Genomic DNA, 12,904 nt, shown 5'->3' with positions numbered 1-12,904 from the left:
TCGCCACCGCGGCGAACTGCTCGACGAAGGTCGGCGCCTCGAAGGTCTTGTACATGAACATGGATGGCACCCCTTTCCGGCAACGGAGTGCGACGGTAGCAACCGCCATCGATGCTTGGCTTTAGGACAATTCTGAAAAATCGAAAAATTTTAGGAACAGACCGAAAGGGTAAGAATCACCTACCGCGCCTGCGCCACTCCACGTGGCCGAAATCCCGGAAGGTCCAGTGGCCACCCCAGGTCAACCCGAACTCCGTGGCCAACTCACCGAACAACCGATAGCCTTGCATGGCCCATGGATCCTTTTCGCTGATGACGAGCCGGCCATCCTTGATAAACGCACTGTCGGCCGCGAGCCCGTACTGGTGATAGCTCTGGTAGGCGGCAGCGCGGGTGACGTGGCTGCCCATGCCGGCCAGTTCGTTCTGGCGTTCCGGGCTTCGGTAACCTTCGATCAGCACCATGTCGTAGCCGTAGCGCTCCTTCATCAATTGATAGACGCGCAGCAGGCGCTGCGAGAACGCATCGTCAAGCAGGTCCCATTTACGGCTTGCGAAGGCTAGCCGCGGACGAACAAGTTCCACTTCACGTGTAGCGAAGATCGCTGGCGGGAGCGACGCCGGAGGCGTGAGGTGTTCCCCGCGAAGCAGTGCGGCAACGGCGCCATCAGGGAGCGTGTCGTAGGTTTCACTGCGGGCGAAGGATGCGAGGCGGGCATCGCCTCTCCATACGAGGATTGCGCTGGCTGGCACAGCCAGAGTGCAGACTAGTGCGACCGCAGGCCAACGGGGGCGCTTCGTTGACCTTGCGGCGCGTACCCACGTTTGCCGACTTCCTGCCCTGCGCAGTACGTGCCTGAGCGGCTGATACGTCGAAGCTGAAAGTCGTTGGGCGATCCGATGCAGCGTGTCGAAGAGGCGGCGGCGAAACCTCACCAGGGTCTCTGGATAAAGCAGGCTGATGCATATGGCAAGCGCAGCGGCGCAGGACAGCACAGCAAGCATTGTCGCGTGGTCTGCGACACCGTCGACGATGTACGTTATTTCCATGCCTCGTGATTACAGTTGGCACGTCGCGACGTGTTGTGTATGGTGCCTTCGATTCTTGAGGCACGCATGGAACCCGCGAATGGCAACGAACAGGCACATGGATTTGTTGGCCACCGACCCATCGGCGCGAGTCGATCCGTCGAAGCGTATGCTCGCTGGGTTGCCCGCTGGTCGTTTGCGCCGAAGGCGTTGGCGGATTGCTGGCGTCGCTGCGGTGTTGACCGCCGCTGCCTTCCTTGCTCTTGGGTTGAGGGGATCGCCTCCCCATGGCACCGCGGCTAGTGTCGTACACGATGATCCGCTGCCTGCCATACCGTTCGATCCGCTGTTCGTGCGCCCCGAGGTGCCGCGGGCGGTCTTCGATGTCATCACGCCGGAGCGGGTGGCTCGACGCCTTGCAACCGCTGCGTTTGTCAGTGGTCCGACCAGCGCAACATCGTCAGGCAAGCGCACACGACGTGCGACAAGACCCCCGTCGTTCGAGGTCGCCGTCCTCAGTGTGCTGGTCGAACATATCGATGCCGAGCGCCGCACGGCGCACGCGACGCCGCCCGGCGTGAAGTAAATGCTCCGCTTATTCACGGCGCGTCAGGGCGTTTATCGGCATCGAGGAGCTGGTTGAGTTGGCTCAAGGCATCGCCTTCGCCCAGTACCGCGTGCAGCCATATGTGCAGGGGCATCTCTCCCCAGCGGGCTGCCTTGTCGGCCAGATAAGCGACGGGGCTATGAGGCTCGGTGTCGCGAAAGAAGCGGGCGACGGCGCGGAGCGCCTGTAGCGCCTCCTCGCGGCTTTGCAGGCGATGATTCTCGCCTGTAATGGCCGTGACGGCTTTCTTCATGGTGGCCTGCTCGAAGGCTCGCGCGGGGACTGGCTGTGCCGATTGAGGTTTGTCCGCGGACCGTTCCACCCGGAGCAGGTCCAGTGCTTCGACGAGGGCCGCACCAGCCGCTGAGGCAGATGGAGCATCATCGCCCAGGTGTGTTTGCATCTGGGCATCCAAGGCATCCAGTGCAGCGAGCGCGGCCTCGACTTCTCTGGTCAGCAACTCCTGGTGCTGCGCCGGCATGGCTTCGCGCCACACGCCACGCCGCTCGGCAATCGCTTCGGGGCGACCGCCCTGTCTCACCGAGAGGTCGTCCAGTGTGTACGTATCGCCGAGAGGGATGCGTCTGATCCAGCCCGCGGATTGCACGATAAGCCAGCGTAGGGCGCCCGCACGCTCCTCGTCGTCGTCCGCCGGATGGAGCGTGGCCCAGAAGTCCCGGCACAGCGCGTGGGTGAGGGTGTAGCCCGCGGCAAGGCCAGAGAAGCCGTTAGCCTGAGTATGGGCCTCGGTGTACCAGCCCGCGACCCGGAGATCCTTGGTACGGCTTCCAAGCAACGCTTCACAGAGTCGGAGCACTCGTGGCCAGTCGGCCGTCTTGAGGTCGCGAGTCCATTCGCCCTGCGCGATCGTCGGATCGTCGTGCCGTCTGGCTTCGGCGATGGTGTCGAACTCCGCCGAGAACGTCAGATCTTCGCCGGCGGGAAGATCGCCAGCGATGGGATGCAGTAGATCGTCCATGGCGAAGGAGTCAGTCCTGCGCGTCGCGTGTATTCTTCTGGACCGCAATGGCTGCGAAAAGGCTCAGTGCGAAAGACATGGCGTAGAAGCCCTTTTCGCTGGAAGTGAGCGTGGCGTTGAACAGTCCGACGACGAGCAGCGTGATCGCAATGAGCAGCGATGCCCAGGCCAGGCCATAGTAGATAGCTGTCACCGGGATGTTCTGTAGCCGGTCTCGAACCGCCTTCTGTACAGACACGGCAGCGAAAAGGCCGTACATGATCACCGCGAAGTAGTAGCCCTTTTCATTGGATTGCATGTCCGAGCGCCAGAGGCCGGCGAAGAAGGTCACCATGCCTGCGACAAGAGCGAGCCAGGAGGCGCCGACGAAGGCAGGGGAGGGGCGTTGGGTGGTCGTGCTCATGGGTCACTCCTTTTCGTGGAGTGCGATGTTAGCGGCGAAAGAACGAGGAAACGACGTAGGCTCGAAAAAATCAGAATAGTCCTATGCCGGGCATTCTTTCGTAGCCTGTGTGTGGAGCTAAGACGTTTCTGAGTAAGGGAGCCGCGACGGCGCATTTCGGAATTCATTGCCGAACAGCAGGTCAGGGCCAGTAGCCCCTAAGAAGAGAGGCAAGCACGCACCACACGACCGCAAGGAGCGGGGGGCACCGGGCCGTCATCAATCCAACGAAGGCGATGACGGCGATGGCGAAATCCTTGCTGCCATGGATGGCGCCGATCCACACCGGGTCATAAAGTGCCGAGGCCAGCAGCCCAACCACCGCGGCGTTGACACCTGCCAGCATCCGAACTGCCTGCGTGCGCGCCGCCAACGCGCGCCAGACGGGTAGGGCACTGCTCACCACGAGAAGGCCCGGCAGAAAAATCGCCAGCAAACTGACGGTGGCGACCGCGACCAGTTTGAGGCCATGGATAACCGCCTGTCCCCACGTGCCTGCGAACTGGCTGCTGAATTCTGCATGAGTGCGTGCCCGGGCCGTGTGTGTTCGTGCGCGATATCGGTCATCCGGGTGCTCATGCTGCAACGCTGCATATAAGTCGGAACGGTTTTTTGCGCTCCAAGCGCCTGCATTAGAAATACCCGCGCACGCCCACGGAAACATTACGACCGGGGAGGGGTGCGACATCCTTGAACAGCGAGGTCGCCGGTCGCGCCGTCTGGTTCGTCAGGTTGTTGCCATCGACGAATGCTTCCCATTGGGTGCGCGGATCGTTGTGGAAGGTCCAGGCGAAGTGGGCATCCACAAGGGTGTAACCGGCCGTGTCGGTCTCGAACTCGGCCGTCTTGTCCTGCTTGAAGTAGCGCACCGCGCCCACGCTTGCGCGCAGATCCTCCATCGACCACTTGAGCTGCAGGCCGCCGCGGCCCGCGGGGATACGCGGCACGTTGCCACCGCCGTCCGACAGGGTGGCGCGAACGGTGTCTCCGAAGGCGCGGATATCCCAGTTTCCATTGGCGCCCTTGGCGACGTGGAACGTGGCCTCCGCTTCCGCGCCACGGAACTTGGCGTCGTTCTGTGCCCAGTTGCGGACGGGCAGGTCGTCTTCGACCTCACCGGTGTCGGCAAGGTAGATGAAGTTGTTGTAGCGGTTGTAATACACCGCCACCTTGCCCTCGATCAGGTCGCCATGCAGGTGCAAGCCGAGTTCTGCCTGGTTCGACTTTTCCTTGTCGAGGTTGGGATCGCCCACCTCGAACGTGCCCGACGCGTCATGCGGGCCGTTGGAGAACAGTTCTTCTTCGGCCGGTGCGCGCTCGGCGTGATCGAGGTTCAGGCTCAGGTGCCACATGTCCGAGAAGCGCCACGCGGCACCCGCGGAGAACGAGTTGGGTGAGAACGAGCGCTTGCGGCCGCCCTCGGGTGTAGCGTCCTGCTTGTCATGACGCGCACCGAGTTCGATCTTGAGAGGACCGAAGTCGCGCTGCTCGGTCAGGAACACGCCCACTTCCTTCGTGGTCGTGGCGGGCACGAACGTTTCGTCGCCCACCGCGGAGAACTGGCGATGCTCGGTCTGCACGCCAAACGCGCCGACCCAATCCGCCAGCGGGTCATGCGTAATGACCACGCGGCTCTGGTTGCTCATCGTGGTGAACGTGGTCCCCGGCGTGTCGCCGTCGTATTCGACGTGCTGGTAGCCGTTGTGCCCGAGGTTGAATTCGATCTTGCTGATGCCGTTGATCGGGCTGATGAGGCCGCCCTTCAAGTTGTAGTTGGTCTGAGCCATCTTGATGGTGACCGGATCTTCCCCTTCCGCCGGATCGCCGGGTTCGGCGGGGCTGCCATAGCGGTCCATGAAGCGCGACACGGATAGGCCCAGGAAACCCCAGTCTCCAAGCAGGGAGACGCCGACCGATCCTGCGGTGGTCTTTACCTGGCTGTTGGCCAGCGTGCCGCCCGGGATGTCGTAGCTGTCGTTGTCGCGGTGCATCGCGTCTGCATGCAGCGCAAACGACTTGTCGCCGGCATCCACGCGGAACATGCCCGTGTTGCCGTCCGACACCGAATCGTGGCGCGCTTCCACGCGGCCCGCGAATCCATTGTCAGGCGCCTTTTCCGGCACGCGTCCGTCCACCACGTTGACCACGCCACCGATGGCGCCCGATCCGTAGAGAAGGGTCGAAGGTCCCTTCAGCACTTCGATCTGGTCGGCGAGGAACGGTTCGAGCGTGACGGCGTGATCCTGGCTGACGTTCGAGACGTCCTGTGAGGGAAGCCCGTTTTCCAGAACGGAAACGCGCGGGCCGTCGAGGCCGCGAATGACCGGGCGGCCAACGGCGGTGCCAAGAGCCGTGCTCTGCACGCCCGGAATGGTCGACACCGTCTCGCCCAGCGATACGCCGCGCGCGTCGTCCAGTGCGCTGCCTGAGAGCACGCTGACGGGATGGACGATCTGGTCGACCGTCTGGCCGAGCGGAACGGCGTTGACGATGACGCCCTCGAGGTTCCGGGTTGCCGGAGTCGTCTGCGCGCTCTCCTGCGGAGTCGTCGCCTGCGTCGCCACGTTGGGGGTATCCGCAGCTTGAATGGTCGGTGCGGCGATGCCGAGAAGCGCGGCGATCGAAAGAGTGAGTGGGTTGTTGCGCATTTGGTCCTGCCCCTGGTGAAGATCGTAAGGTGCCTTGTACTGAATGTTATAACATACGGTTAATTCAAGTGGCACAACCATGTTGCAGGCCAGTCCGCATTGATCGGAGCCAGAAACTTCTTCAAGCTGGCGGTGGCGGGCACAACACGGTGGGTGACGAGAGCGATGGCGAGTCGAGGAGCCGAGGATGTGAGCCATACCCTCCCCATCGGAATGGTCCTGGTCGGAGCGATCTCTCCGCTGGCCGATTCTGGTAAACCCAGCGCCATCCATAAGGTTCCTGCGGATCGGCCCATGAGGGCCACCCGCACAGGCTTCGACGGCGACAGCCAGGCGGACCTGAAACACCACGGCGGCCAGGAGAAGGCCATCCATCACTATCCCTTCGATCACTACGCGGGGTGGCGCGATGAGATCGGTGCCGCACAGGTACTCGAACAGGCCGGCGCATTCGGCGAGAACCTGTCTACGAGCGGATGGACGGAGAAGGATGTGGCCGTCGGTGACGTCTTCAGGCTCGGCACCGCAACGCTCCAGGTAAGCCAGGGGCGTCAACCCTGCTGGAAGCTCAATGCCCGATTCCAGGTAGAGGACATGGCATCGCGCGTGCAGACGTCAGGTCGCACGGGCTGGTACTACCGAGTACTTGAAGAGGGCGAGGTATCGCCTGACGCCATGCTCGAACGCATCGACCGTGTTTCGCCGGAATGGACGATCGAGCGAGTATGGCGAGCGCTCTACGTCGAGCGACACAACCGTGAGTTGCTTCAATCGCTGGCAAGCCTTTCGACACTAGCGGAAGGGTGGCGGCAACTGGCTGCTCGCCGGGCTCGCTGACAGAGGTGCAGATCCGTAATAGACGCTTGCGGTAGCTCCTGTTCGATAACGTCCCGGACTTCCTGCACCACCGGACTATCCATCTCGGCATCGAGGAGGATCTTTCCCGATTCCTTCAACAACCCGATAGCCCAGCGTGCGACGAGGACGGAGCCAGCGACACCCATGACGGGGTCCAGCCAGGACGCGCCGTAAAATTTGCCGCCCAGGAGAGCAACGATAGCCAGCACGGAGGTGGCGGCGTCGGCGATCACGTGGATATAGGCAGACCGCAAATTCACATCGTGATGCCCGTGATGGTGATCATGGTCGTGCCCGTGCCCGTGCCCGTGGTGATGGTGGTCCGCGCCACGGAGCAGGCAGGCGCACAGCAGATTCACAAGCAATCCGAGCGCAGCGATGGCGATGGCTTCGTTGTAATGAATAAGGCTGGACTCGAAAAAACGTTCCACGAATTGGACAAGCATCAGGACGGCCACCACGCCGAGCAAGATCGCGCGGCTGAAACCGCCAAGGGGCGCGGTCAATGGGCTCATCTATCAAGTGATGGAGGGGCACCTGACTGCGCACCTTGGCGAGGACAACGTGAACCATGACGCTGAACTGGCGCCTGTGTTGGCCGTGTTGAAGACCTATCTGAAATGAGACGGTAAGTTATTGCGACTCATGGCGTGCGGCACATTGCACGGCAGACGGGCCGCCAGAGAGACCTTTCGCTCGTACGCAACCAGGCGTCCTGGCGCAGATTGTTGGCAGTGTGGAACGTGGCAACGAAGGGCAGGCTGCGGGTGGCTTGCTCACGTCAGGTGCTCCCGGTCAGGCATACGTTCTAAAATGGTCACCGGCTTCTCGCGATAGGTCCGCGGCTCAAGCATCCGGTAACCCAGCTTCTCGGCGACGCGGGTGGACCCCGTGTTCTCCGGATCGATAAGACACACGCTGCGCTGCTCTCCCTTGGTGTCGAATATCCATCGAAGCGCCGCCTCGGCAGCTTCGGTCGCATAGCCCTTGCCATGGGCATCGCTGGTAAGAATCCAGACAGCTTCCGCGCAGGAATCGAAGTCGGGCCCGAGCTCCCGCTGGAAGTGAACCAGTCCGGTTTCGCCGAGGTATCGCCGGGTGGTCTTTTCCCGTATGGAAAACATGCCGAAGCCGAACACAGACCAGTGTCCGATGCCCCTGAGGAACTTCGTCCAGGACTCGTTTCGCGTGAGGGGTGTATTACCGAAAAACCGGTACACCGGTGGTTCCGAGAACAGTGCGTGGTATGCATCGAAGTCAGCGATGGCCGGTGTGGACAAAATGAGGCGGTCGGTTTCAATCATGGAGATGGATCTTAGTGCGCCAGAACACCAGAGCCAACAGGCTGACGGTCGCACCCAGCAAGCAGACTCCGGTCCATTAACCTTGTTGCCTGATCCTCGCCAGCCAGCCGGCATCGGACGGCAGCAGCTGTCAGGAATACGTGCTCACGGAGCAGGGCGCGTTAATGGCTTTCGCACCGTGTTGACCCAACCCAAGCAATCATTAACTCCATGACCGCACTCTGGTGGCTAGTGCTGACTGGCACCCTCTTGTTGGCCACTTCCTTCCTGTCGGGGTGGATAAACAGGGGGCCGGTCACGACGTTCGCGATTTATCTCGTCGTCGGCATCGTCATCGGCCCAGCGATACTCGCCCTGGCGAAGCTTCCCTCTACAGCGGACCATATTCACTGGTTGCACTGGGCGACCGAGGCGGCGTTGGTCGTCTCCCTGTTCGTCACCGGCCTCAAGCTCCGCCTGCCGTTTAGCGATTCGGGATGGCGCATGGCGGTGCGGCTCGCGTTGCCGGCCATGGCGCTTACCGCATCGGGCGTGGTTGCCGTCGCTTACCTTGGCCTGGGCTGGCCCTTCGCAGCCGCACTGGCCCTTGCCGCTGTGGTCAGCCCCACCGATCCGGTACTGGCCTCTCTGGTCTCGGTCGACGATGCCCGCGACGACGACGCTCTCCGTGTGGCGCTGTCGGGCGAGGCCGGCTTGAACGACGGTACCGCGCTCCCGCTTCTTTTCCTCGCCCTTGCCTTGATGGATCAGGATGCCGGCACGGCGAACGTGCTCACCCATTGGCTGACGGTAGATGTTTTGTGGGGATTGGCAGGAGGCCTTCTCATCGGCTTCGTCGGCGGGTGGGGCCTTGGCTACGTGGGGACGCACCTGCGCCACGCATCCCGCGATGTCGCTCCAAGCGATTTCCTGGCGCTGGGCATCATGGTCGTCGTCTACGCGGTGAGTCATCTGGTGGAGGCATCCGGTTTCCTCGCCGCATTCGCGGCTGGCGTTGGTTTGCGCCGCGTAGAGCTTCAAGTCAGCAGCCGGAGTAAGGAATCGGTGGAGAAGGGCGAGGCGCCATTCGACGAGCCCGCGGAGACGCGGATCACTCCCAACGAGCGGGCGCAGGCGAGCGTCGTCCATCCGAAAGAAACCGTGGGCTGGGTCGTATCCGATGCCTTGTCGTTCGGCGAGACGATCGAGCGGCTGATCGCCGTGGCATTGGTGCTGGCCGTAGGCATCGCGGTCGTGCCGGCTGTCAACTGGCACGGCCTGATGCTTGCCGTAGTGCTACTGCTTGTGATCCGCCCGTTGTCGGTGTGGCTGGCAACCATTCGGAGCAGGGCACCCTGGCAACGGCGGCTTCTGATTGGCTGGTTCGGCATTCGCGGGCTGGGTAGCCTCAACTACATGGCTTTCGCGATCGGTCACGGATTCAGCGGGGTTCCGGGCCAGGTATTCGAGGGGGTAGTACTGACGGTGGTCGCGGTGAGCGTGGTCACGCACGGGATCAGCGTGACGCCTTTGATGCAATGGCGGGCTCGGGCGATGAAGGCGGCGGAGGGCAAAGCCTTCCGGGCCCCCGAGCAAGCCGATCGTCACCCGTCAGAGTGAGACAGCCATGAGTCCGGACTCGGAATGTACAGTAATCTGCAAGGTCAAGTCTGGGAGAATGCTCTAAGGCGGAGCAAGTACAGGCTGGGCGTCACTTCGCCAGCTCGAGCGGCACCGAGAGTGTCGGGCTTTGCCTGAGTCAGTGAAAGCGGCTCCCGACAAGAAAACTTGTAGGAATTTTGCTGTTGGTATGGACTCGGCCGCCAGCCGGGATGCCTTGATTCAAATTCTCCCGACAGGAAGAATATCCGGCGTTGGCAATCCGCCAATCAGGGGATCACGGAACGGACACTCAATTGGCTCTCGCCCTGGCGACCGTGGCGTCACGCATTGACGGTGGCAACCAGAATGCGAAGGTGCTCGCGGCACAGGCTTGGGATCGCGTCATGGTCAAGAATGGCAAGCCGCAGTGGTACCGCACCCAGTTCGTCAAGGACAAGGCCACGGGGCATTGAACGCCAAGTGACAGACCTGGGCAACCGGATCCTCAAGGTCAATCACGCCGGCGAGTTCGGCGCGGCCGGTGAAGGGGAAGAGCATGGAGGTCTTGCCGTTGCTTCCGCGGAAGCCGAAGGGACTCGAGGACCGCTCATAGACGCAGGGAAGTGGGTCTCGCGGACGCTCGTTGTCCGGCCAACGTCCGAAGCCGGTGTCCGCGGACACCTCACTTATCCCTTGGCTTGCTTCTAACCACCTGCCGTATCGGACGTTTTCGTTCCTTCCATCTGTGGCATGCCAATTGCAGACGTGTCCGAGAGCGGACGGGGTTCGCTGTCTATCAGGGGAAGGGATAAAGGCATGCTCAGGTACTACCTCGAATTGGCCGTGCGCAGCCTCAAGCGCAGCCCTGGCCTCACGGCCCTGATGGTTCTCGCTATCGGGTTCGGCGTCGCCGCTTCCATGACTACCTATTCGGTTTTCCGGGCGGTCTCGGGCGACCCGATTCCGTGGAAATCGTCGCGCTTGTTCGTACCGCAGATCGATGCCTGGGGCCCCAGCGCGCACCGCGACGGCAGCATCGAGCCGGTCGACGCACTGTCCTACACTGACGCTATGGCCTTGATGCGAGACCATCGCGCGAAGCTGCAATCGCCGATCTACATCATTTCTTCCTCGGTCGTGCCAACCCGGCCCGGCGAGCACCCGTTCAATGTCAGTGGGCACGTGGTGTATGGCGAGTTCTTTCCCATGGTCGAGGCACCGTTCAGATACGGCAGTGGCTGGAGTGCCGACGATGACAGGCAGCGTTCGGCGGTGGCCGTCATTAGCAGCAAGCTCAACCGGAAGCTGTTCGGCGGCGAGAACAGCATCGGAAAGTCCGTCAACGTCGAAGGCAGGAACTATCGCGTGGTGGGCGTGCTCGACGAATGGAATCCCCAGCCTCGCTTCTACGATATCCAGAATACAGGCGGATTCTCGACCGCGTCGGACGACTTGTTCCTACCTTTCGAGCGCGCCATCGAATGGGGCATTCCGAACGATGGCAACACCGGTTGCGTGAAACCACCTGAGGAATCCGGTTTCGTGGGCCTGCAGCGGTCCTCCTGCGTCTGGTTGGGTTACCTGGCGCAACTGGACAACGCGAAGGCCGTATCGGCTTATCGGGACTACCTGGAGAGCTACGCTCGCGACCAGCAGCACTCCGGGCGATTCACCTGGGCGCCGAATATCCGGCTACACGATCTTCCGGCATGGCTGGTAAGCGAGCAGGTGGTTCCGTCCGATACCAAGATATCGCTGCTTGTCGCACTTGGGCTCCTGGTCGTGTGTCTGGTCAACACGTCGGGCCTCCTGCTGGCGAAGTTCCTGCGCCGCAGTGGCGAAATTGGTGTCCGCCGTGCGCTTGGTGCAGGGCGGCTCGCCATCTACGCGCAGTTCCTCACGGAGGCCGGAATGATCGGCGTGGCGGGTGGCCTGCTGGGCATTGCCCTTACCGGCGTCGGGATACTCGGCGTGGGAGTCGTCCTGCCGAAGGGTACTGCCGCACTTGCGACACTGGATATGTCGCTGTTGCTGCTGACGCTCGCGGTGGCCGTTTTCGCCACGTTGTTGGCCGGCCTTTACCCGACATTCCGCGCAGCCCGCGTGCAGCCCGCGTGGCAGCTGAAATCGAACTGAGGACCAAGGATATGACCCTCCACCCCATACTCGCGGCGTTGCGCAAGCATAAATCCGGTGTCGTGTTGATCGCGTTGCAGATCGCACTCACCCTGGCGATTGTCTGCAATGCGCTTTTCATCATTGGCCAGCGGATACATAACATCAACCAGCCCACCGGCCTGGTCGAAGAAGACCTGTTCCTCGTATCCCAGCAATGGGTGGGTACGCCTGGCTCGGATACCGCGGCCGGAGCGGAGCGGCTCGATGCGATGCAAAAGGAAGATCTGGCGGCCCTGAGAAGCATGCCGGACGTGGCTTCGGTGGCGCCGACGACTTCCTTGCCGCTTTACAGCTCGTCGCGGGTAGGCTCGGTGGGCATCAATCCTGGCAACGGCGAGTACGACAGCACGAGCAAGGGCACCGCGCTTGCCAGCTATTTCTTCATGGACGAACAGGCCTTGACCACGCTCGGTCTGAAACTGGTGTCCGGCCGCTTCTTCCATGCCGACGAAGTGCAGCATTACTCGGGAGGCGAGCAGCGCACGCCGGACCTGATCGTGATCACCAAGGCGATGGCGGAAAAATTGTTCCCGGACAAGGACGCCGTGGGGCAGGTCCTGTATCTCGATGGTGCCGCGGCGCCCACCAGGGTCATTGGCGTGGTCGAACGTCTACAGGGTGCCGTTTGGGCGAAGACCTTCGCGTGGAACGGGGTGTTGGTGCCTGCGCGCCTCAACTCCACTTATTCGCGCTACGCCGTTCGCGCCCGGCCAGGAAGGCGGGACGCGGCAATGAAGGCGGTTCCTTCGGTGCTTTATGGGGTGAATCCGATGCGCGTGCTCGACGACGAAGAATCCGTGAAGTCGTTCGAGCGGATCCGCAACGATGCCTACCAGTCGGATATGGGCATGGCGATCCTGATGGGCGTGGTGTCCGTCATTCTTATCGGCGTGACGGCAACGGGTATCGTGGGACTGACCAGCTTCTGGGTCGGTCAACGTCGCAAGCAGATCGGCGTGCGCCGTGCGCTGGGGGCGCGCAAGGTCGACATACTGCATTATTTCCAACTGGAGAACCTCACCATCGCTTGCGGTGGGGCGATCATCGGCATCCTGTTGGCGCTAGGGCTCAATTTCTGGCTGATGCGGAATTTCGGGATGGACCGCATTCCAGTGCCGTGGGTCATCGTCGGCGTGGCGGCCGTGCTCTTGCTGGGGCAGTTTGCTGTTTTCGTTCCGGCCAGGCGTGCGTCGAACGTGCCGCCCGTGGCGGCAACGAGATCGGTGTAGGTCGATACAAAAACCGGTGTCTTGCATGCTTCGGGCGCGCCGTCTATCGC

The 12,904-nt window shown here is 62.1% G+C and carries 13 protein-coding genes and 1 pseudogene; 7 read left to right on the top strand and 7 right to left on the bottom strand.

What is annotated here, in order from left to right; translation table 11 throughout:
- Nucleotides 1–176: 176 nt before the first annotated feature.
- On the bottom strand, nt 177–752 hold the full coding sequence (locus tag VGM71_RS07825; protein WP_331543695.1) for a M15 family metallopeptidase: 576 nt from the start codon (nt 750–752) through the stop codon (nt 177–179).
- Nucleotides 753–899: 147 nt separating this feature from the next.
- Between VGM71_RS07825 and VGM71_RS07820 the strand changes: the two genes are divergently transcribed.
- Entirely contained in the window at nt 900–1,058 is a 159-nt protein-coding gene (locus tag VGM71_RS07820; protein WP_331543693.1) for a hypothetical protein, read from the top strand.
- 88 nt (nt 1,059–1,146) lie between these two features.
- The gene (locus tag VGM71_RS07815; RefSeq protein ID WP_331543691.1) at nt 1,147–1,614 is read left to right on the top strand and encodes a hypothetical protein; all 468 of its coding nucleotides are present in this window, start codon (nt 1,147–1,149) and stop codon (nt 1,612–1,614) included.
- 13 nt (nt 1,615–1,627) lie between these two features.
- Here the strand turns inward: VGM71_RS07815 and tssA are convergent, their stop codons facing one another.
- The 4 genes from tssA to VGM71_RS07795 all read right to left on the bottom strand — a co-directional run bounded on the left by tssA (nt 1,628) and on the right by VGM71_RS07795 (nt 5,704).
- A complete protein-coding gene (gene tssA, locus VGM71_RS07810) occupies nt 1,628–2,614 on the bottom strand; it encodes a type VI secretion system protein TssA (RefSeq protein ID WP_331543689.1) in 987 nt (328 codons plus the stop codon).
- Between the two features lie 10 nt (nt 2,615–2,624).
- Nucleotides 2,625–3,017, bottom strand: a complete 393-nt coding sequence (yiaA, locus tag VGM71_RS07805; RefSeq protein WP_331543687.1) for an inner membrane protein YiaA — start codon at nt 3,015–3,017, stop codon at nt 2,625–2,627.
- 181 nt (nt 3,018–3,198) lie between these two features.
- Complete coding sequence (locus VGM71_RS07800) at nt 3,199–3,642, bottom strand: chromate transporter (protein ID WP_331543685.1); 444 nt, start codon at nt 3,640–3,642, stop codon at nt 3,199–3,201.
- A 46-nt stretch (nt 3,643–3,688) separates the two neighbouring features.
- Nucleotides 3,689–5,704, bottom strand: coding sequence for a TonB-dependent receptor (locus VGM71_RS07795; protein ID WP_331543682.1), 2,016 nt, complete (start codon nt 5,702–5,704; stop codon nt 3,689–3,691).
- Between the two features lie 165 nt (nt 5,705–5,869).
- On the opposite strand from VGM71_RS07795, the gene VGM71_RS17665 reads away from it, so the two are divergent.
- A complete protein-coding gene (locus VGM71_RS17665; RefSeq protein ID WP_414675105.1) occupies nt 5,870–6,541 on the top strand; it encodes an MOSC domain-containing protein in 672 nt (223 codons plus the stop codon).
- Here VGM71_RS17665 and VGM71_RS07780 read toward each other — a convergent pair.
- Together VGM71_RS07780 and VGM71_RS07775 are read right to left on the bottom strand one after the other, a co-directional pair.
- Nucleotides 6,529–7,056 (bottom strand): annotated as a pseudogene (locus tag VGM71_RS07780) (cation diffusion facilitator family transporter); the annotation flags it as partial. The gene VGM71_RS17665 and the pseudogene VGM71_RS07780 sit on opposite strands and share 13 nt — an antisense overlap.
- 282 nt (nt 7,057–7,338) lie before the next feature.
- A complete protein-coding gene (locus VGM71_RS07775; RefSeq protein WP_331543680.1) occupies nt 7,339–7,866 on the bottom strand; it encodes a GNAT family N-acetyltransferase in 528 nt (175 codons plus the stop codon).
- Between the two features lie 210 nt (nt 7,867–8,076).
- On the opposite strand from VGM71_RS07775, the gene VGM71_RS07770 reads away from it, so the two are divergent.
- The 4 genes from VGM71_RS07770 to VGM71_RS07755 all read left to right on the top strand — a co-directional run bounded on the left by VGM71_RS07770 (nt 8,077) and on the right by VGM71_RS07755 (nt 12,854).
- A complete protein-coding gene (locus VGM71_RS07770; protein WP_331543678.1) occupies nt 8,077–9,465 on the top strand; it encodes a cation:proton antiporter in 1,389 nt (462 codons plus the stop codon).
- A gap of 296 nt (nt 9,466–9,761) precedes the next feature.
- Nucleotides 9,762–9,920 carry a hypothetical protein gene (locus VGM71_RS07765; RefSeq protein ID WP_331543676.1) on the top strand — a complete coding sequence of 53 codons (159 nt, stop codon included), beginning with the start codon at nt 9,762–9,764 and terminating at the stop codon, nt 9,918–9,920.
- Between the two features lie 343 nt (nt 9,921–10,263).
- Nucleotides 10,264–11,583 (top strand): ABC transporter permease, encoded by a 1,320-nt coding sequence (locus VGM71_RS07760; protein WP_331543674.1) that lies wholly within the window; start codon nt 10,264–10,266, stop codon nt 11,581–11,583.
- Between the two features lie 11 nt (nt 11,584–11,594).
- Complete coding sequence (locus VGM71_RS07755; protein ID WP_331543672.1) at nt 11,595–12,854, top strand: ABC transporter permease; 1,260 nt, start codon at nt 11,595–11,597, stop codon at nt 12,852–12,854.
- Nucleotides 12,855–12,904: the final 50 nt, after the last annotated feature.

This window comes from Luteibacter sp., assembly GCF_036499525.1.
Lineage (GTDB): Bacteria > Pseudomonadota > Gammaproteobacteria > Xanthomonadales > Rhodanobacteraceae > Luteibacter.
Note: the sequence above shows the minus strand (reverse complement) of the source record. Positions and strands in the feature narration are given on the sequence as shown.